The sequence below is a fragment of the Lonepinella koalarum genome (genome assembly GCF_004565475.1).
Lineage (GTDB): Bacteria > Pseudomonadota > Gammaproteobacteria > Enterobacterales > Pasteurellaceae > Lonepinella > Lonepinella koalarum.
Window position 1 is genome coordinate 413892 of record NZ_SRHX01000001.1, and the last position, 21407, is coordinate 435298.

18 protein-coding genes are annotated in these 21407 nt (G+C 39.2%); 9 read left to right on the forward strand and 9 right to left on the reverse strand.

What is annotated here, in order from left to right; all coding sequences use genetic code 11:
- Positions 1-82 precede the first annotated feature (82 nt).
- The 4 genes from araC to E0709_RS02005 all read right to left on the reverse strand — a co-directional run bounded on the left by araC (position 83) and on the right by E0709_RS02005 (position 4525).
- The gene (araC, locus tag E0709_RS01990; RefSeq protein ID WP_132300010.1) at positions 83-934 is read right to left on the reverse strand and encodes an arabinose operon transcriptional regulator AraC; all 852 of its coding nucleotides are present in this window, start codon (positions 932-934) and stop codon (positions 83-85) included.
- 9 nt (positions 935-943) lie between these two features.
- Positions 944-1912, reverse strand: a complete 969-nt coding sequence (araH, locus tag E0709_RS01995) for an L-arabinose ABC transporter permease AraH (RefSeq protein ID WP_132300012.1) — start codon at positions 1910-1912, stop codon at positions 944-946.
- Positions 1913-1930: 18 nt separating this feature from the next.
- Complete coding sequence (gene araG, locus E0709_RS02000) at positions 1931-3418, reverse strand: L-arabinose ABC transporter ATP-binding protein AraG (RefSeq protein ID WP_132300014.1); 1488 nt, start codon at positions 3416-3418, stop codon at positions 1931-1933.
- Between the two features lie 93 nt (positions 3419-3511).
- Entirely contained in the window at positions 3512-4525 is a 1014-nt protein-coding gene (locus E0709_RS02005) for an arabinose ABC transporter substrate-binding protein (protein WP_132300016.1), read from the reverse strand.
- A gap of 299 nt (positions 4526-4824) precedes the next feature.
- Here E0709_RS02005 and yihA point away from each other — a divergent pair, with 299 nt between their 5' ends.
- Together yihA and E0709_RS02015 are read left to right on the forward strand one after the other, a co-directional pair.
- Positions 4825-5451 (forward strand): ribosome biogenesis GTP-binding protein YihA/YsxC, encoded by a 627-nt coding sequence (gene yihA / locus E0709_RS02010; RefSeq protein WP_243640837.1) that lies wholly within the window; start codon positions 4825-4827, stop codon positions 5449-5451.
- 96 nt (positions 5452-5547) lie between these two features.
- Entirely contained in the window at positions 5548-7083 is a 1536-nt protein-coding gene (locus E0709_RS02015) for a YifB family Mg chelatase-like AAA ATPase (RefSeq protein WP_132300020.1), read from the forward strand.
- Positions 7084-7180: 97 nt separating this feature from the next.
- Here E0709_RS02015 and E0709_RS02020 read toward each other — a convergent pair whose 3' ends face one another.
- Positions 7181-7675, reverse strand: coding sequence for a YfbU family protein (locus E0709_RS02020; protein WP_132300022.1), 495 nt, complete (start codon positions 7673-7675; stop codon positions 7181-7183).
- Between the two features lie 25 nt (positions 7676-7700).
- Positions 7701-8450, reverse strand: coding sequence for an MlaA family lipoprotein (locus tag E0709_RS02025; protein ID WP_132300024.1), 750 nt, complete (start codon positions 8448-8450; stop codon positions 7701-7703).
- Between the two features lie 264 nt (positions 8451-8714).
- Here E0709_RS02025 and carA point away from each other — a divergent pair, with 264 nt between their 5' ends.
- The 6 genes from carA to narL all read left to right on the forward strand — a co-directional run bounded on the left by carA (position 8715) and on the right by narL (position 17900).
- Entirely contained in the window at positions 8715-9854 is a 1140-nt protein-coding gene (carA, locus tag E0709_RS02030) for a glutamine-hydrolyzing carbamoyl-phosphate synthase small subunit (RefSeq protein ID WP_132300026.1), read from the forward strand.
- A gap of 9 nt (positions 9855-9863) precedes the next feature.
- Positions 9864-10520 (forward strand): Fic family protein, encoded by a 657-nt coding sequence (locus E0709_RS02035; protein WP_132300028.1) that lies wholly within the window; start codon positions 9864-9866, stop codon positions 10518-10520.
- Complete coding sequence (locus tag E0709_RS02040) at positions 10513-11148, forward strand: LysE/ArgO family amino acid transporter (RefSeq protein ID WP_132300030.1); 636 nt, start codon at positions 10513-10515, stop codon at positions 11146-11148. The genes E0709_RS02035 and E0709_RS02040 overlap by 8 nt, the downstream gene beginning before the upstream one ends.
- A gap of 42 nt (positions 11149-11190) precedes the next feature.
- Complete coding sequence (gene carB, locus E0709_RS02045; RefSeq protein WP_132300032.1) at positions 11191-14421, forward strand: carbamoyl-phosphate synthase large subunit; 3231 nt, start codon at positions 11191-11193, stop codon at positions 14419-14421.
- A gap of 271 nt (positions 14422-14692) precedes the next feature.
- A complete protein-coding gene (locus tag E0709_RS02050; RefSeq protein WP_132300290.1) occupies positions 14693-17206 on the forward strand; it encodes a class I adenylate cyclase in 2514 nt (837 codons plus the stop codon).
- Between the two features lie 64 nt (positions 17207-17270).
- The gene (gene narL, locus E0709_RS02055) at positions 17271-17900 is read left to right on the forward strand and encodes a two-component system response regulator NarL (protein WP_132300034.1); all 630 of its coding nucleotides are present in this window, start codon (positions 17271-17273) and stop codon (positions 17898-17900) included.
- A gap of 35 nt (positions 17901-17935) precedes the next feature.
- Here the strand turns inward: narL and E0709_RS02060 are convergent, their stop codons facing one another.
- The 3 genes from E0709_RS02060 to epmB all read right to left on the reverse strand — a co-directional run bounded on the left by E0709_RS02060 (position 17936) and on the right by epmB (position 20783).
- Entirely contained in the window at positions 17936-18322 is a 387-nt protein-coding gene (locus E0709_RS02060) for a hypothetical protein (protein WP_228777408.1), read from the reverse strand.
- A gap of 10 nt (positions 18323-18332) precedes the next feature.
- Positions 18333-19640 (reverse strand): LysM-like peptidoglycan-binding domain-containing protein, encoded by a 1308-nt coding sequence (locus E0709_RS02065; RefSeq protein WP_132300036.1) that lies wholly within the window; start codon positions 19638-19640, stop codon positions 18333-18335.
- A gap of 120 nt (positions 19641-19760) precedes the next feature.
- A complete protein-coding gene (gene epmB, locus E0709_RS02070; protein WP_132300038.1) occupies positions 19761-20783 on the reverse strand; it encodes an EF-P beta-lysylation protein EpmB in 1023 nt (340 codons plus the stop codon).
- Positions 20784-20818: 35 nt separating this feature from the next.
- Between epmB and efp the strand changes: the two genes are divergently transcribed.
- Positions 20819-21385: an elongation factor P gene (gene efp / locus E0709_RS02075; protein WP_132300040.1), complete on the forward strand. Its 567-nt coding sequence runs from the start codon at positions 20819-20821 to the stop codon at positions 21383-21385.
- Positions 21386-21407 lie beyond the last annotated feature (22 nt).

The window sequence follows — 21407 nt, forward strand, 5'->3', positions numbered from 1 at the left end:
AGTTAGCCAAAAGTAAGAGGTCAATATGCTGTTTATATGGATTAAATAGCTAGATAAAAATAAATGTGAACGAGATCACATTTTAACGAGAATTACGATATTCTGATGGATTTAACCCTGTATGGCGTTTAAATAAACGACAAAAATAAAGCTGATCATCATAGCCTAAGATTCTGGCGATATGGTAAATCGGTGCGTTAGACGTATGGAGTAAATGCTGGGCTTTAATCATGCGTTGTTCTTCTCGCCATTTAATCATGGAGCTGCCTGTTTGTTGGACAAATAAATGAGCAAGGCGAGAGGGAGAAATATGAATAGCGTTGGCAATATCAGCGATTTTATGATTTTGCCCCAAGTTGTCGGTGATAAAATGACAAGCGGATAACACTCGAGGATCTAACATTCGCTGTTTATTAGACGGATCGAGTTTAAAACAAGTGAGTAATAATTGTTCAAGTAAACACATCGACATTTCTTCATAAAACAACCCTTTATGCCGATATTCTTGTTCAATTTGTTTAAATAATGTCAAAATCCGTTGATATTCGTTGCAATCGGTAACGGTCAACCGCCCCACATGATTGACTGTATCACTCCAATTAAGCCAATCTTTCCATAAGGCTCTGGGACGAAAATAAATCCATTGATGATGCCATAAAGGACTGTTTTCTGCTCGATGATAATAATGGGTGGCATTCGGCGGAAATAACAGCAAATCACCTGCGGAGCAATTAAATTGATCATCACCTTGAAAAATTGTCCCAATCCCATCAGTGGTTAAATTAATAATATAACCTTTCATGCCGTTAGGTCGGTTAATGGTAAAGTCCAATGCTTCTCCTGCCACAATCGGCGTCATTCCTGCGACTAAATAAGCATTAAAATTATAGCCCGGTAATAATGGATTATCTTGTTGAGCAGGAGAAGATTGCATGCATTTTCCTTATGATTTAATAAATTTTTGTTTATATTTATCAAAAATCACCGCAATTAATAGAATTAATCCACGTACCACATATTGAGCAAATGGTGAAATATTGAGTAAGTTCATGGCATTCTCAATTGTACCTAAAATCAAAATCCCAGCAATAATAAAGGAAATTTTACCAACTCCACCACTCATTGAGACACCACCCAGTACACAAGCTGAAATGGCGGTCATTTCAAAACCAATGGAGGTCATTGGTTGTCCACTTGTCATACGAGCAGCAAGAATTACCCCCGCTAATGCTGAAACGACCCCTGATGCTACAAAAATAAGCAATTTAGTTCGATCAACATTAATCCCCGCTAAACGAGAGGCTTCTTCATTACCACCAATGGCTAAGGTATTTCGTCCATAAGTGGTGCGACCGAGTAAGAAACCAAAAATAGCAATACAAATAATGGTAAACCAAATTGGCAACGGAATACCAAGAAAATCTTGATAGCCTAAATCAAAAAATTCTTCTTTAGTAATTCCCACCGCTTTACCGTCAGAAATAATATAACCTAAGCCACGTGCAATTTGCATGGTAGCAAGGGTACTAATAAATGAACTAATTTTAAGTTTAGCAATCACAAATCCGTTCATTAATCCAATCATTGCCCCTAAGCCTAAACCGGCTGCAATGCCTAGAAATAAGCTTTGTGTGGCATTCAATGTCACTGCGGTGACGACGCCAGCACAGGCAATCACGGATGCAACAGATAAGTCTATTTCACGTGCTGCCAAGCAAAATAACATTCCGCAAGATACCATTCCACTCATGGAAATAGCAAGCCCTAGCCCTTTCATATTGATAACTGTCGCAAAGTTAGGAATAAAGATACAGGATGCGATAAAAATCACAGCGAAAATCAGTAACATGCCGTAAGCATTCCAGATTTTGGATAAAATTGTCGCATTTTTTGTTTGAGTTGTCGTATTCATTATACATCTCCAAAATAGTTAAACCATTGCCAATTTTAAAATTTTTTCTTCTGTGGCTTGTGAACGTTCAACGCAACCAGTCATTTTCCCTGCTCGCATGACCATAATTCTATCCGCCACACCAATCACTTCAGGTAAATCACTGGAAACCACGATAATCGCCAATTTTTCATCCGCTAATTTGAAAATCAAATCATAGATTTCTGATTTTGCTCCCACATCAATCCCCCTTGTAGGTTCATCAAGCAACAGCACTTTAATATCTTCCGATAACCAACGTCCAAGAATGGCTTTTTGTTGATTCCCCCCAGATAAATTCACAATTAACTGCTCAATAGATGGGGTTTTCACGTTCATTTGTTGACGTTGTTGTTCTGCGTTTTGTTTTTCCCATTTTTCATTAATAATAAATTTAAACAAATTATGTGAACGTCTGGCACTGATATTAATGTTTTCAGCTACCGTCGCCGTTGGAATAACCCCTTCTTTTTTACGATCTTCTGGACAAAGCACAATACCTTGTTCAATGGCTTGTTTTGGGGTGGAAATCGTACATTGTTTACCGTCTAATTCAATTGAGCCTTGTGTCATCGGATCCGCACCAAAGATCACTTTCAGTAATTCTGAACGCCCGGCGCCGACTAATCCAAATAAACCGAGAATTTCCCCTGCTTTAACGGATAAATTAAAGTCGCCTTTCAATTTTGTGCCAGAAAGTGCGGTGATTTTTAGCCGAGTTTCACCGGTTTCTCTTGGACGATAATGATAAATATCACCCAGATTACGTCCCACCATGCTCCGCACTAAATCATCATTAGTGATTTTGCTCAAATCATTGAAAGTTTCCACAAATTGTCCGTCTTTTAATACGGTGATTTCATCACTAATACGGAAAATTTCTTCCATTCGGTGCGAAACATATAAAATCACTTTGCCTTCCGCTTTCAATTCATTAATCACTTGAAATAATTTATCAATTTCAGGTGCAGATAAACTACTGGTCGGTTCATCAAAGGCAATAATTTTTGCTCCACGACTTAAGGCCTTGGCAATTTCAATCATTTGCCATTGACCGATGGATAGCTCTTTTAATGGGGTATTAGGATCAACATTCAGATCTAACTTATCTAAATATTGCTGCGTCCGTTCGATTAACGCCTTTTGATTCACTATACCCAAATGATGAGGAAATTGCCCTAAACACAAATTTTCCGCCACCGTCATTTCAGGCACGATATTCAATTCTTGATAAATAATCGCAATCCCAGCCAATAAGGCTTCTTTGGTATTACGAAAGGTCATAGTTCGTCCACCGATATGTAATTTCCCTTCGGTGGGTAAATAGTTACCGCTCAGGATTTTCAATAGGGTCGATTTACCCGCCCCATTTTCGCCCATTAAAGCGTGAACCTTACCTTCATAACATTTAAATGACACATTTTGTAGAGCTTTAACGCCGGGGAATATTTTGGTAATGTTATCAAATTCTAAATAAGGAATTTGCATAGAGTTTCTCCTTATAAAGGACATTGAATGGTTGGATTTCTCTCAACGATATAGCAATGCCATGACACCAAGAGAAATCCAACAATAAGAAGATTAAAGTCCTTTTTTCGCTAATTCTTCTTTGAAATTTTCACGTTTTAAAAATACAGGATCGCCGATGGCAATAAATTTTTCAGGTTCAACATCATCTTTGACCCATTTGTACAATAATTCAACACTTCTATAACCGTGCACATCTGGGCTAGGTAATAATGAACCTAAGAAACCGGTTGGATTTGGTTTAGATAATTCATTAACGGCATCCGTACCATTGATACCAATACCCACCACATTTGTCGCTTTAAAGCCTTGACCTTCGGTGGCACGCACACCACCTAATACCGTATTGTCATTCATACCGACAATCAACCAATTTTTCACTTCAGGATGTTGTACTAACATGGAATTGGCGGCATCCAATGCACCTGGAATATCATTACTTTTAGTTGGTGATTTATAAATTTGTTTTTCAGGGAACCCTGATGCAATTAATGCTGAAATTGAACCTTCAGTACGGCGACGAGCGGTATCTAATTCATCTGCTGTAATGGCAAGCACTGCGGTTTCTTTCACATCCCATTTGCGGTTAAGCATTTCTTTGTAAAGTTCTTGACCTTGACGTTGACCAATTTCTTCCGCCGCCATCATAATTAATGGCACTTGGGTCATCGGTTCACCGGCTGCATTTAAAAATTGATCGTCAACGGTAATAACTTTCATTTTATAGGATCTGGCTTTTGCCATAATCGCCGGTCCAAGTTTTGGATCTGGCGTACAAATCACAAAACCTTTTGCACCATTAGCGGCTAAATTATCAATAGCGTTTAAGGTTTTTTCACCATCAGGCACTGCAATTTTGATAATTTGCACATTTCCCAAATCGGCGGCAGCTTTATCCGCAAATGTCCATTCGGTTTGGAACCATGGTTCTTCAGGCTGTTTCACTAAGAAACCTAATTTTAATGGATCTTCCGTGTTAGAATATGCTGGTAAGCTACTTAATCCAGCAAAACCTAAAACAGATACAGCGAGAAGTGATTTCATAAACGTTCTTTTGGTGAATTTCATATTAAGTTCTCCTATGGATAGATATTACATTAATTATCAATCAGATAATGCTTAATTGATAAAGTTTGAAATTCTAATTTAGGGCTATATTACAAAATTAGAATAAATGAAAAAGTGATCTAGATCACAGTTTAAATTTATAGCAAAATTATCCATATATTGAGCTAAAAAAACCTGTGTGAAATATGAAAATTTATGATGACTTATATGAAAAATACGCTGTTTCGTGCTATTTTCTTGATTATCAGGTATGCTTAGCATCAAAAACCACGTGCAAAGAAGATAAAAAGAGAAAATCCATGTCTGAAATAAAATTAAACTACTATAAAACCCACTTTCTCACCAGTGCAGCGAATATTACGCAACTCCCCGAAGATACGGGAATTGAAATCGCTTTTGCAGGACGTTCAAATGCGGGAAAATCTACCGCACTTAATGCTTTAACCAATCAAAAAAACTTGGCTCGTACATCAAAAACCCCGGGGCGGACGCAGTTAATTAATTTATTTGAAGTGGAACCGCAATGTAAACTCGTGGATTTACCCGGTTATGGTTATGCTGCTGTCCCTGAACAGATGAAATTGCAATGGCAAAAGTCTTTATCGGAATATTTACAGAAACGAGAATGTTTGCAAGGCGTAGTGATTTTAATGGATATTCGCCATCCGCTGAAAGATTTAGATCAGCAAATGATTGAATGGGCTGTCGCATCGGAATTACCTGTACTATTATTACTCACCAAAGCAGATAAACTTAGCCAAAGTGCCAGATCAAAAACCGTAAAAATGGTGCGTGAAGCGATTTTACCCTTTCAGGGAGATGTTCAAGTTGAGCCATTTTCAGCTCTCAATAAAATCGGTATAGATCGCTTGTCCGCCAAGTTAAATGAATGGTTTAGTCCTGCTTTTGCCACTGAAAATCCTTAATTTTGTGATCTCTATTCCAAAAATACACCGTCATTTTTGTAAAGTGCGGTGGATTTTTTTATGATTTTTCTGATTTGTTATTTAAAAGGAAAAGTCATGTCGTTAGCCATTGTTTATAGCCGTGCATCTATCGGGGTACAAGCCTCCCTTGTGACCATCGAAGTCCATATTAGCAATGGTAAACCAAATTTTGTGTTGGTGGGATTACCAGAAAAAACCGTGAAAGAAGCACAGGATCGCGTGAGAAGTGCCTTGATTAATGCACAATTTAAATATCCACCAAAACGCATTACGGTTAATCTTGCCCCAGCAGATTTACCTAAAGAGGGGGGACGTTTTGATTTGCCGATTGCGTTGGGGATTTTGGCAGCATCAGGGCAAATTAATGCGGAACAATTACGTCAATTTGAATTTCTCGGTGAACTGGCATTAACAGGTAATTTACGTGGTGTACAAGGAGTTATTCCTGCTATTTTAGCGGCTCAAAAAGCAAAAAGAACCATGATTATTGCCCCACAAAATGCCAATGAGGCCTCTCTCATCTCAGAACACGACAGTTATTATGCAAATTCACTGTTAGAAGTGGTACAATTTCTCGATAATCAATTAAATTTGCCAACGGCGAGCCAAATGGCAGATCAAATTAGGTCAAATGCCAAGCAAAGTGCGGTGCAAAATAGTAAAGATTTAACCGATATTATCGGGCAACATCATGCCAAACGAGCCTTAATCATTGCCGCTGCTGGACAGCATAACTTACTTTTATTAGGTCCACCGGGGACAGGCAAAACCATGCTTGCCAGTCGATTAACCGATCTCTTACCCGAAATGAGTGATCAAGAAGCCATAGAAACCGCCTCCGTCACAAGCCTGATTCAAAATGAACTGAATTTTGCCAATTGGAAGAAACGTCCATTCCGTAGCCCGCATCATAGTGCATCTTTGCCCGCGTTAGTGGGAGGGGGATCGATCCCAAAACCAGGTGAAATTTCATTAGCTCACAATGGCATTCTTTTTCTTGATGAGTTGCCCGAGTTTGAACGGAAAGTATTAGATGCATTACGCCAACCCTTAGAAAGTGGTGAAATAGTTATCTCTCGTGCCACTGCTAAGATTCAATTCCCCGCTAAATTTCAATTAGTTGCTGCTATGAATCCAAGCCCAACAGGGCATTATCAAGGATCGCACAATCGCACATCACCACAACAAATTATCCGTTATTTGAATCGGTTATCAGGACCTTTTTTAGATCGCTTTGATTTATCGATTGAAGTCCCCTTGTTACCGCAGGGTGCATTACAAAGCCAACAAGATCGGGGTGAAAGCAGCGAACAAGTGCGGTTAAAAATTGTTAAGGTACGCGAAAGACAATTCGCTCGGCAGGGTAAAGTGAATGCTCATTTAACCAGCAAAGAAATTGAACGTTATTGCCCGTTATTAGAAAAAGATGCGATTTTTTTGGAAAATGCGCTAACTAAACTCGGTTTATCGGTACGAGCTTATCATCGTATTCTCAAGGTTTCTCGTACTATTGCAGATTTAGCAGAGTCGGAACAAATTACGCAAGCCCATTTAGCCGAAGCCTTGGGGTATCGTACTATGGATCGGTTATTATTGAAGTTACATGAATAATGAAAGTTTATATTGATATAAAACAGATAAAAAATAAACCGCACTTTATTTTCATCATGACTCCATCAAGCAAAGTGCGGTATTTTTTCGCTAATTTTTACGCATTCAAAATATTCTGAATTTCCTGAATACTTAAATGATAACCATGTGGGCAGTTACGCCATTCATCCAGCATTTTAATGTATTTATCCCACATTGGGGTTTGTGAATCACAGCCATGTTCACAACGCATAAATTCTTGATATTTGCCTTCCACTCCCGTAATAAAACGCAAGTAGCTTAAATATTTTTTCTCACGCACCGCACAATAGCCTACGAATTGTAAGCGGTGTGGCGTAACAGTAGTTTTGTCGGATAAATTATTGTAAGAAACATGCAAGGCTTTGTACATTTCTAAGGTATCGAGAACAGTTTGGCATTCTTCTAATGAAATATTGCTAAACTCCTGATCTAATTCTTTTAATTCACGCGCAAAACCGCCCTTTACAATCGTTTCTAAACGGCTGTATTTTGCTTTGCTTTCTGGTTCAAGTAAACCCATTAATTTATATTGATTAGCTAAAATTAAGCGTTGAGTTGATGTCATTTCCATAATAAATTCCTTATTTAATTCTTATTTAATCTATACTGTTTAAATCATCTTCTGATAATCCCGTTTCTTTTACTTTAACATTGCCATCAGTGGCTCTATATTCAAGATTTTGATAATAGGCTTCACGGAACGTGATATAAGGATCTTGTGCCTGATCGAGTAATGCCTCTTTATCCATTGCTTTGGCTCGTGTATCCACAGCTTGAACACCAGTTTTAACTAGGGACCATGCCCCACCAACCCAGTGCCAGAATGGATAAGTATAAGCGGTATCGACTATCGAACCGGTTAATTCTCGTGGCGTGGTAGCGTTATATACCGGTAACACAACATAGGCGCCCGGCTCTACACCATAACTGCCAAGGCTATCTCCAAAAGTACGTTGATGTTCAATTTTGAGTGGGTCACTATAGCTAGCCCAGTCAATTAAACCGCCTAAACCAAAGGTTGAATTAATCACAAAACGATTAAAATGTACTATGGCTTTTTTACCCTCACCTTCCAATAATCGGTTAACAAAACTGACCGGTTCATCTAGGTTATTGGCAACATTGGAGATGCCTGTAGTCAGTGGGCTAGGCAAAGCATCCCAGCCTTTCGCTACGGGCTTTAATAGATAAGGATCTAACACTTTATAGTTAAAATCCCACATGGTACGGTTAAAACCTTGTAGTGGATCATTGCGTTCGCCTGTCACAGGATCAAGCGTGTTAGTACAGCCACTCAATAAAACGATACTACAAAGTGCGGTGGATAATATTGCAGTTTTTTTCATCTGATTTGTTCTCAAATAAATTTTTCCCTATTGTAAATGAGTTAGGCGAAATCTACAAAAAAATTTACCTCAGTTTAGCTAGAAATCTGCATAGTGTGAATATTAATTCACTTTTTCTGCATAAATATATATTCTTGTAACTTTACAAGATGATCTGGGCTTGATAAAATAGCTTGAATTTAATTAATTCATCTCGAGATTGCACTAAGCAATCTTAGGTTAATGAATATTTGTAAGTGTTCAACCACACAATCAGGAGTAATTATGTCCGCACAAGCCATTCTCGTGCTTGCTGACGGTAGTGTTTTTCACGGCACATCCATCGGTGCTGAAGGTCACACTATCGGCGAAGTCGTTTTTAACACTGCCATGACAGGCTATCAAGAAATTTTAACTGACCCTTCTTATTTTAAACAAATCGTCACCTTAACTTATCCCCACATTGGCAACACAGGTTGCAACGTTGAAGATTTTGAAAGTCATCAAGTATTTGCGGCGGGCTTAATTATCCGTGATTTACCCTTAATTCACAGCAATTTCCGCTCCAATCAAAGCCTTGATCAATATTTAAAAGCCCATAATGTGGTGGCAATTGCCGATATTGACACTCGCCGTTTAACCCGTATTTTGCGTGACAAAGGCGCACAAGCAGGCTGCATTTTAACAGGCGAAAATTTAACCGAAGCGGACGAGAAAAAAGCCTTGGAATTAGCCTTAAGTTTCGGCTCAATGGCAGGCAAAGATTTAGCCAAAGAAGTCACCAGTGCCGAAACCTACCCTTGGACACAAGGCGAGTGGCAACTGGGCAAAAGCTATATTGAAGCGGAAAACCCCGAATTTAACATTGTCGCCTATGATTTCGGCACCAAACGCAATATTTTACGCATGCTCGCCGAACGGGGCTGTAATATCACGGTCGTTCCTGCTCAAACGCCTGCCGAAGAGGTGCTTGCCTTAAATCCAGACGGCATTTTCTTATCCAACGGACCGGGCGACCCTGAACCTTGCGATTATGCGATTGCCGCCATTCAAACATTCTTGAAAAGCAAAAAACCGCTGTTTGGCATTTGTTTAGGACATCAACTGTTAGGCTTGGCAGCAGGCGGAAAAACCAAAAAAATGCCATTCGGACACCACGGGGCAAACCACCCAGTGCAAGATTTAGACAGTGGCAAAGTGTTAATCACCAGCCAAAATCACGGCTTTGAAGTGGATGAAGAAAGTCTTCCTGCTAATGTGCGAGTGACTCATCGTTCGCTGTTTGATAATTCCGTACAAGGCATTGAACTCACAGACCTTGCTGCATTCTCATTCCAAGGACACCCAGAAGCCAGCCCCGGTCCGAATGATGTGGCGTATTTGTTTGATAAATTTATTGCCAATTTGAGAGCAGCAAAAGCGTAAGAAAAGCCAATGCAAAATAAATTTCATCTCACTTTGCAAGAAAATCGTTTTTTGGCGAAGAAAAATATTGTGGAAGTGATCCACAGTATTTCACGGCTGGAAAACGTCAACACCACCTTTCCGCAAACGCAAACCATTGTCAGCGGAATGAGTGTGAGCGGTGTTTCCACCGATGATGTGCAGGTGATTTTAAATTTAAAAAATGCGTGGCAGTTTATTTTAAAAGCCGATTCGCCTTTTAATTTGGCTTTTGCTTGTAAAATCAATGGCTTTGTGGCGTATAATGAATCACTGGCGTGGGGCGAATTACGCTCGGGCAATGTGGGGATTAGTGGCGTGGCTTATGTGCCTGATATTCCCCAACGGCAAAGCGTGGAACAAACTTTTGCACAAATTATCAATCAGCCCATTTCTGCCACGGAAAAAGCGTTAAAATTAATGTATTACCTGATGCGAAACCAGCTATTTTGGGACGGCAATAAACGCACAGCGATTATTTGTGCTAATTATTTGCTAATTCAAGCTGGGGCTGGTGTATTAAATATTAACGAGCAACAATTAGAACAATGGCACGAACTATTGTCTCAATTTTATGAAAGTGGCGAGGATGCCGAGATTGTTGAGTGGACATATCAGCATTGTTTGTATGGGATAGGAAATGATTAATGTATTTACCACAGGCTTTTTAATCAGTGCTGGATTATTAGTTGCTATCGGTCCACAAAATACGTATGTATTACGCCAAGGAATTAAAAAAGAAGCGATTTTTACGGTAAGTACAGTCTGTTTTTTATGCGATACGCTACTGATGACGATAGGTGTTTTTGGATTGGGCAAAGTGATTAATGATAACCATATAGCACTTATTCTATTGACCTTAGTTGGATTTATTTTTCTAATTTGGTATGGCTACAATGCTTTAGTGAGTGCTTGGAAAGGGAATGATTCTTTAATTATCAATTCAAAAGAACAAGCTGAAGTCAATAAACTAAAAATCATATCCACAACAGTGGCAATGAGCTTATTAAATCCAAATGTTTGGCTGGACACTGTGGCTATCGTAGGCAGTATTTCTTTATCTTTTGCAGAAAATATGAGAATTTACTATTTGGTGGGTGCTTTAACCGCTTCTTTTGTTTGGTTTTACAGCATTGGGTATCTTAGTTCGGGACTATCCAATATATTATCGAAAAAGAAAGTATGGCAGGTATTAGATCTTTGCATTGGGATTTATATGCTTTATATGGCATTTATGTTACTTGCTTCTGGTTTTTCAAATGGGATATTTTCTTAAATACACTTAAATTAATGTTCAAATTATTACAGAGAAAAAACTATGCCAAAACGTAACGACATAAACACAATATTAATTATCGGGGCAGGTCCGATTGTGATCGGTCAAGCCTGTGAATTTGACTATTCGGGGGCGCAGGCTTGTAAGGCTTTGCGGGAAGAAGGCTATAAAGTGGTGTTGGTGAACTCCAACCCTGCCACCATTATGACCGATCCGAATATGGCGGATGTCACCTACATTGAGCCAATTCAATGGCAAACCGTGGAAAAAATCATTGAAAAAGAACGCCCTGATGCGATTTTACCGACCATGGGCGGACAAACGGCGTTGAACTGTGCGTTAGATTTGTCTAAACATGGCGTGTTGAAAAAATACAATGTGGAGTTGATCGGAGCGACCGAAGATGCCATTGATAAAGCGGAAGATCGTGGACGGTTTAAAGAAGCCATGGCGAAAATTGGGCTAAATACGCCAAAATCTTTTGTGTGCCATACTTTCGATGAGGCGTGGAAAGCACAGGAAGAAGTGGGCTTTCCAACCTTGATTCGTCCGTCATTTACCATGGGCGGCTCAGGCGGCGGCATTGCTTATAACCGTGATGAATTTCAAGCCATTTGTGAACGGGGTTTTGATGCCTCACCGACCCACGAGCTGTTGATTGAGCAGTCGGTGTTGGGTTGGAAAGAGTACGAAATGGAAGTGGTGCGGGATAAGGCGGACAACTGCATTATCGTCTGTTCCATTGAAAACTTTGACCCAATGGGCGTGCATACAGGTGACAGTATCACCGTTGCTCCTGCTCAAACCTTGACCGATAAAGAATACCAAATTATGCGAAATGCCAGTCTTGCGGTGTTGCGTGAAATTGGGGTGGATACGGGCGGTTCAAACGTGCAATTTGCCATCAACCCTGAAAATGGCGAGATGATCGTGATTGAAATGAATCCACGGGTCAGTCGTTCTTCGGCGTTGGCTTCCAAAGCCACAGGTTTCCCGATTGCTAAAGTGGCAGCCAAATTGGCGGTGGGCTATACGCTTAACGAACTTCGCAACGACATTACAGGCGGTTTAATCCCTGCCTCTTTTGAGCCGTCCATTGACTATGTGGTGACCAAAGTCCCACGTTTTGCCTTTGAAAAATTCCCCCAAGCGGACGACCGTTTAACCACGCAAATGAAATCCGTGGGCGAAGTGATGGCAATGGGTCGCACGTTCCAAGAAAGTTTACAAAAAGCCTTGCGTGGCTTAGAAACAGGGATTTGTGGTTTCAATTTGCTTTCCGAAGAACCTGAAAAAATCCGTAGCGAATTGGGTAACCCTGGTCCGAATCGGATTTTATATGTGGCAGACGCATTCGGGGCTGGTTTCAGTTTGGAAGAAGTCCATCATTATTCCAAAATTGATCCGTGGTTCTTGATTCAAATTCAAGATTTAGTGCAAGAAGAATTAGCGTTGGAAAAACGTACGCTAGATGAATTGGATTACACTGAACTCCGCCGTTTAAAACGCAAAGGCTTTTCCGATAAACGGATTGGTCAGCTTACCAAGGCTGGCGAAACCGCGGTGCGAAATAAACGAAATTCTTTGAATCTTCACCCTGTTTATAAACGAGTGGACACCTGTGCGGGCGAATTTAAATCCGACACCGCTTATCTTTATTCCACCTATGAAGAAGAATGCGAAAGCCGTCCAACGGATCGCAAAAAAATCATGATTTTAGGTGGTGGTCCGAACCGTATCGGACAAGGGATTGAATTTGATTATTGCTGCGTTCATGCCGCCCTTGCCTTGCGTGAAAGCGGTTTTGAAACCATTATGGTCAACTGCAACCCTGAAACGGTGTCTACGGATTTTGATACGTCCGACCGTTTATATTTTGAGCCGTTGACTCTTGAAGATGTGCTAGAAATTATCCACGTGGAAAATCCGTACGGCGTGATTGTGCATTACGGCGGTCAAACCCCATTGAAACTCGCCAATGCCTTGCACGACAATGGCGTAAATATTATTGGCACGTCCGCCGACAGCATCGATGCCGCCGAAGACCGTGAACGTTTCCAAAAAATCTTGCAAGATTTAGGACTAAAACAACCGAATAACCGCACGGCTCGCAATGCAGTTGAAGCGGTGAAATTGGCGGAAGAAGTGGGCTATCCTTTGGTGGTGCGTCCGTCTTATGTATTGGGCGGTCGGGCGATGCAGATTGTGTACAACGTGGACGAACTCAATAAATATATGCGTGAAGCGGTACAAGTGTCCGAAGACAGCCCGATTTTGCTGGATCATTTCTTAAACAACGCCATTGAAGTGGACGTAGATTGTATTTGTGACGGTAAGGAAGTCATCATTGGTGGCATTATGCAACATATCGAACAAGCAGGCATTCACAGTGGCGACTCCGCTTGCTCCTTGCCAGCCTATTCTTTAAGTGAAGCCGTGCAAGATGAAATCCGCCGTCAAACCGTGGCAATGGCTCACGCCTTAAATGTAGTGGGCTTAATGAACGTGCAGTTTGCCGTGCAAAATGACGTGATTTATGTGTTGGAAGTCAACCCACGCGCCAGCCGTACTGTGCCATTTGTCAGTAAAGCCACAGGGCGATCTTTGGCGAAAATCGCCGCCCGAGTAATGGCAGGAATTTCTCTAGCAGAACAGGGGATAGCTGGTGAAGTGATACCTGATTATTACTCTGTCAAAGAAGCCGTGTTCCCGTTTATTAAATTCCCTGGGGTAGACACGATTTTAGGGCCTGAAATGCGTTCCACAGGCGAAGTCATGGGCGTTGGAAAGACCTTTTCCGAAGCCTTTTTAAAAGCACAGCTGGGTGCAGGCGAGCGAGTACCAAAGACCGGCAAAGTCTTTGTTTCCGTGGACAACAACGATAAAGAACGCTTATTGCCCGTGGCTCGCAGCTTACAAGAACAAGGCTACGGCTTATGTGCCACCATAGGAACGGCGAAATTCTTGAAAGAAAACGGCATTTTCGCCCAAATCGTAAACAAAGTTCGTGAAGGTCGCCCGCATATTGTGGATGCCATTAAAAACGGTGAAATTGCCATGGTCATTAACACTGTTGGTAGTACACCTGAAAGCGTAACAGATAGTCATTCTATTCGCCAAAGTGCATTGCAACAGAAAGTGTTTTTACAAACAACGCTTTCAGGAGCAGAAGCCTTAGTGGAAGGTGTGAAAAGTATTGATAAACTTGATGTGTATTCGATACAGGAGTTGCATCAAAGTCTAAATAAGGAATATATATCTAAAAATAAGTAAACAGATAAGAAACGATTAAATTCTATTCAAAATAGAATTTAATCGTTTAGCAGTGCTTTTTTCTCATTTGTCAGATTTGGAATTTAAATTCAAGTGGTTTTTCTGATTGCCTATTCGACAGAAATGTTGAATAGGGTGGATGATGAGTAAGCATTAATTATCAACAACGAAAAGCCTTGAATACAGTGGTGTTCGGGGCTTTTTTGTTTGCTTTATTATGCCCCAGATGATAAAGTAATAAATGCTACTTATTGAAAAAATGGGTGTTTTCTTGAAGTACGATATTGAATTTGCTAAAAAACAGGTTGCTGATCTTGAACATTTCCGCATTGTGCGAGCATTGTCGGGTGCATCAAGTGAATTTCAACATATCTTTAAACTCGTGACGTTATTATTACAGGTTAACCATCCACGTTTACCTGGTTTCGTTGCCGGTACGCCTGTGGGAATTAGTAATTTTACCTTATCCGATTATCAACAAGAATACTTAGCCAAAGTTGTCCCAGAATTTTCTTATTCACAAATTAATGCTTTTTCTCACCGCACTTTTGATGCTATTTATGGCGTTTATGTCATGGGGAGTATCGCTTCTATTTCACAAACAGCTGCCTCTGATCTGGATATTTGGGTTTGTCATCGTAAAGAACTGAAGAATGATGAACGAGAGTTACTCAAACAAAAAACCTTAGTTTTACAAAGCTGGGCAAAACAATATGAAATTGATGTGAATTTTTTTCTTATGGATCAAGAACGATTCCACTGTTTTCGTTACTCAGATGCCATGACATCAGAAAATTGTGGATCAGCACAATATATGTTATTGCTTGATGAGTTTTATCGTTCAGCTATTCGCTTAGCAGGTAAACCATTATTGTGGTTACATTTATTGGTGGAAGACGAACAACAATACGAAACTGAAGTGGAGCAATTAATTTTAAATAAACAAATTAACCCACAAGATTGGGTAGATTTTGGTGGTTTAGGAGCGTTTTCAGCGAATGAATATTTTGGTGCGAGTTTGTGGCATCTCTATAAAGGCATTGATTCCCCGTATAAATCAACCATCAAGATTTTATTGCTTGAAGCCTATTCTTGGGAATATCCGAATACCTATTTAATTTCATCCGATTTTAAATTTCGCTTATTAACCGATCGTACCGAAGATTATCATTTTGATCCTTATTTGGCAATGTTAGATCGAGTCACTAGTTATCTGATTAATCATGGTGATTTTAAACGCTTAAATTTTGTTCGACGTTGTTTTTATATTAAAGCAACCGAAGATTTATGGTATACCAAGGCCGAAGGTTGGCGTTTTAGCTTATTATCTGAGCTCACTAAACAATGGGGGTGGGATCAAGATACTATCCAAGAACTGAATCAACGACCATTTTGGAAAATAAAAATGGTGAAACGTTCCTATAATGATTTAGTTCAAATGCTCATGATGAGCTATCGTAATCTGATTAAATTTGCACGTAAAAATCATGTGGACGCGACGATTATGCCACAGGATATTAGTATATTATCTAGAAAATTATATAGTGCATTTGAGGAATTACCCGGTAAGGTATCTTTGGTTAATCTACTGATCTCAAATGATTTATCCGAAGAAAATCTTACTTTTATTGAAGTGACTAAAGCGAAAGCGAATATAAAACCGGGTTGGTATGTGGTTAATCATGCACCTAAAGCTTCTGAGTTGGCATCTTATAATCGGCATATTGAATATAATCCAAATTTACATAAATTAGTATCTTGGGCTTATTTTAATGGGTTACTCGCTAAGGGAACTCAGTTACATATTTTTAGTCAAACCGTATCGTTAGAAAAATTAACAGCTTTTGTAGCCGATTTAACACAATTCTTTCCAGTAAAAGTACCGCCAGCTACCAATGAAGAATTACATCATCCGTGCGAAATTCGCCATTTAGCGGTCTTTGTTAATTTAGTTTCCGATCCGACTAAAAATTTTGTTCAATCTTGGACGAATATTCAGCAAGGAGATTTATTTAGTTTCGGGCAAAACGAAGAAAGCTTAGTCGGCAGTATCGATCTAATTTATCGTAATTTGTGGAATGAAATCAGAACATTGCACTTTGAGGGTAGCAATGCGATTTTACTAGCTTTAAAAGTATTAGCGAATAAGATTCACCGCGGTTCTGATTCACCGAAAGCGGTTGATGTTTTTTGTTATAGTGAAAATTATCAACGAGCATTGCATGATTTAGTATTGACCTTAGTTAATAAGTGTATCGGTATTCAAATGGGAACGATTTCTTCCACGAATACGCCAAATATGTTACGGATAGCGGGTAAAAACTGGCAATTCTTCTTTGAAAATCGGGGAATGCGGTGGCAGGAAATCCCAGATGCACAACTAGCAAATATTGATGAATTAGCCCATATTGCAAAATCTGATGAAAAAGCACCGCACTTTTTTCCACATAAATTTTTATCTCCGCAACATAATCGTAAATACCCAGTGGAAATAGACGCTTTTGCTAGCGAAGGATTTTTACAATTCTTTTTTAAAGATAATACTGATGGTACGTTTAATGTATATATTCTAGATGAACAAAATCATCTTGAAATTTATCGCCATTGTGATGGTGAAAAAGAGCGTAAAATAAGAGAGATTAATTATATCTATCAACAGGCGGATCGCTCAGGTAATAATATGTACCATATTATTCAACGTGATTTTAATTATCCACAGTTTTATCAGTTAATTTCGGATAGTAATAATAGCAGAAAAATTATTCCGTTTACGGCAATTCATTGATCAGTTTTATGTAACACAATATATTTGTTTCTAATATCAAGAGTATTTTTATAGAGATATGACCATGCAAGAAAAAATTAGTATTTTGATTATAGACGATCATCCTTTAATGCGTCGTGGTATTAAACAACTTATAGCGTTAGAAGATAATTTTCTAGTTATTGGTGAAGCCAGTAATGGTAATGATGGTATTTCCTTGGCATTAAGAAATGAGCCGGATTTAATTATTTTGGATCTCAATATGAAAGGGCTTTCAGGTTTAGATACATTAAAAGCATTACGTAATGAAGGGGTTGATGCAAGAATTGTGATTTTAACTGTTTCTGATGCGAAAAATGATATTTTTTCTTTAATTGATGCCGGAGCAGATGGCTATTTATTGAAAGATACCGAGCCAGATATTTTATTAAAGCAAATAAAACAAATTGCTAAAGGTGAAATGATTTTAAGTGATAGCATCAAAGATCTCTTATTAGCACGCAGCCCCTCACAAGAACCTATTCATTCTTTAACCGAGCGTGAGTTGGATGTGTTGCAATTGATCGCGACAGGTTTATCGAATAAACAAATCGCGCATCAATTATTTATTTCAGAAGAAACAGTGAAAGTACATATTCGTAATTTATTACGTAAACTTAATGTACATTCACGTGTTGCAGCAACAGTGCTTTATTTAGAATATAAAGGAAATTAATGAGTGAATAAAAAAGAGCCAGCTGGCTCTTTTAATTATTGTTCGATACATTGTTCTGCCAGAATATTACCCACACTACTTCGCAAACTGTTGTTTTCGGTTGTTTCTAACCATTGCCAGTGAATACTGGTATAGAATTTACCTGTTTGGTAAAGTGTGGCATTCAGTTTTTCAGTGACCCCCTCAAAGGTGAGATTAATCTCATCGGTTTTCACTTTTTTAGTATTTTTACTACTTTCAGTGATACGAACAACTCTTATTATTTTATCATCTTTACATTTATAGAGACTGGCTGATCTCTTTTGTGTTGTTTTATCCAACATCACTTGGTTTTTAGGTTGAGACTGACTATGCGACAGTAATTCTGAATCTGTCGTACAAGCCACTATACCGATGAAAGTGAATAATAAAAGTCGTTTCAAGAAAATATCCTTATTTTGTGTATTTATAGGTACCGTCAGCTTGACGAGTAAACACAGAACCATCAGGTAAACGCATGGTATTGACATGTCCTTGGCTTACTGAAACTTGCACTTTATCATTGGCTTTGAAGCTACTTAATACATTCCCAGCTCCGTTTGCTTTAGTCATGGCATTGGCATCACGAATATCCAAATCGTTGTTACGGAAGACTTGGAATAATGAAGTATTTTGTGGAATAACTAAGGTTCTTGTACTATTACTGCTTGCCGTGGTTTGTGTTGAGCTATTGCGATTGGATTGATGAGTTTGTACGCTAGTCCCTGCTGGTTTTGCATCAACCACTGGAGCCACCTTATTGGTTGGTTGTTTAGCTTGTTCCGCTTTGCGAGCTGGTTGGGTGGCAACTTTTGCTTGCTCAGCTTTGCGAGCTTGCTCCTGTTCAGCAGCGATTTTCGCTTGCTCAGCTTTACGGGCTTGCGCCTGCTCGGCGGCTATTTTGGCTTGCTCAGCCTGATAGGCTTGTTCAGTTGCTTGAGCATCAACAGGTTTTACTGGTGCCGGTGTCACAACTGGAGATGGTACGGTATTTTGTTGGGCTTGATCAGCTGTTGGTGTAGTGACTTCTGGTGTTGTTATATTATCAGTTTGAGCTGTCGCTGTTTCTGCTTCTACATTATTAATCACTGCGCTATTTTCAAGTGGTTTATTCGGGTCAAGTGATTGGAATTCAATCGGTGTTGATGAACTATTATTTGCTTGAATTTCTTCTATGGTATTATTGCTTGGTTTTAACCATAATAATGCGAGTAAAATTGCTATTACTCCCGCAATGGCAATAAATAGACGGCGATGTTTAGGAGGTAATTTTTGCATAATTGCCCAGTTTTCTGGATTTTTTTGGTTAGGTTTGCTTTGTGTGGGTGGCACAACTGTTTGTTCTTGTACCGTTTCTGACATCACTGGTCCAGCAGTATGTGCAACAGTATTTATTGTTTCTGCGGTATTTGCTACTTGCACAGTTTCTGTTTGAACGCTTGTAGGTTGTATCGGATCTGTGATAGTAGGTTGTTGTGGCGGTATGGTTTTTGGTGTATCTGATACCGGTTGTTTTGCATTCTGCGTTGTATTTACTGGATTAGTCGCTGTCGTATTCGGTTGCGTACCAAAAGTCGGTTCCTTGCGGACCGCAAATTGGTTGGGTTGTAATGTTTCTTTTTTATTAAATAAGCCTGTAACTTTGCTCAAAATTGAATCCGTTTGATTTATGCCTAAATCTAATTCACTTTGATTTGAATTATTTTTTGGTGTGTTTTCCACAATATTACCTCAATTACCTCAGTAAATACTAAAAAAGTGCACTTTATTATATGCCCCCAATAAAGTGCGGTCGAATTTTTGTCTATTTTAAAGGATCTTTAGTTATTTTCCTAGAATTAACTACGGAGCATATAAAGTTTTATTGGGTTCATGAGCAATCTCTCGGGCTAATTTAGGGACTAAATAGCCTGAACTGATTTTTTGTAAATCTTGGTAAATTTGCCCCGCACTTTCATCAGAAATGTAAAAATGGCTAGCCCCTTCCACTTTATCCAGCAAATGTAAATAATAAGGCAAAATACCCACTGAAAATAATTTTTCATTCAAAGATTTCAATGTGTTAGCATTATCATTAATTTGTTTTAATAACACGGATTGATTTAATAAGGTGACACCTATCGCTTTCAGTTTATTCATCGCATCAGCAAAAATCCCATCAATTTCATTGGCATGATTAATATGGGTGACTAACACAGTTTGAAATCTGCTTTGGGCTAAAATCTGACAAAATTCATCAGTAATTCGCTGTGGAATGACCACAGGTAAACGCGTATGAATCCGCAAACGCTGCAAGTGCGGTATTTTTTCTAGCTGTTTTATGAGCCAGTCTATTTCATGATCTTTTGCCATTAAGGGATCACCGCCAGACCAAATAATTTCTTCAATTTGTGGATTTTCCGCAATATAGTCTAATGCTTTCAACCAGTTGGCTTTATTGCCTTTGTTTTGGTTATAGGGAAAATGGCGGCGGAAACAATAACGGCAGTTAATGGCACAGCCACCTTTCACCATTAATAACAATCGGTTATGATATTTGTGCAAAATATTTGGCGCGGCGGCTTGTTGTTCGTCTAAGGGATCTTTACTAAATCCTTTTTCTGCCAGAAATTCTTGTTGAGCCGTCATAACTTGCAAAAAAAGCGGATCTTGTGGATTGCCTTTTTCCATTTTTTGCACAAAGGGTAAAGGCACTCGCATAGGAAATAAACGGCGAGCTTGAATATCTTTTGCAAAGTCATTCACTGGTAAATTTAGCATTCTTAATAACATTTCGGGGTCAGAAACCGCATTCGCCAGAATTTCTAGCCAATTCTGTGTTTTTTGTTCTTCTCTAATTAAGGGTTTTTGGGGTAAAATATACACTTTAAAACAGCTCTACATCTAAATTAAGGATAAATATGGCATCATACACTACCACAGACTTTAAACCAGGTCTAAAATTTATGCAAGACGGTGAGCCTTGCGTAATCGTTGAAAATGAATTTGTTAAACCGGGTAAAGGTCAAGCCTTTACGCGTACTCGTATTCGTAAATTAATTTCAGGCAAAGTATTAGACGTGAACTTTAAATCAGGTACTTCAGTTGAAGCTGCTGATGTGATGGATCTTAACTTGACCTATTCTTACAAAGACGAAGATTTCTGGTATTTTATGCACCCAGAAACTTTTGAGCAATACTCTGCGGACGAAAAAGCAGTGGGTGATGCAGAAAAATGGTTACTCGACCAAGCGGATTGTATTATTACCTTATGGAATGGCACACCGATTTCTGTTACGCCACCAAACTTTGTGGAATTAGAAATTGTGGATACTGACCCAGGTTTGAAAGGGGATACCGCAGGAACTGGTGGTAAACCAGCGACATTAAGCACGGGTGCGGTAGTGAAAGTCCCTTTATTTGTTCAAATCGGTGAAGTCATCAAAGTGGATACTCGCTCAGGCGAATATGTTTCTCGCGTCAAATAAATTATTTAGATAGCAAATTAGC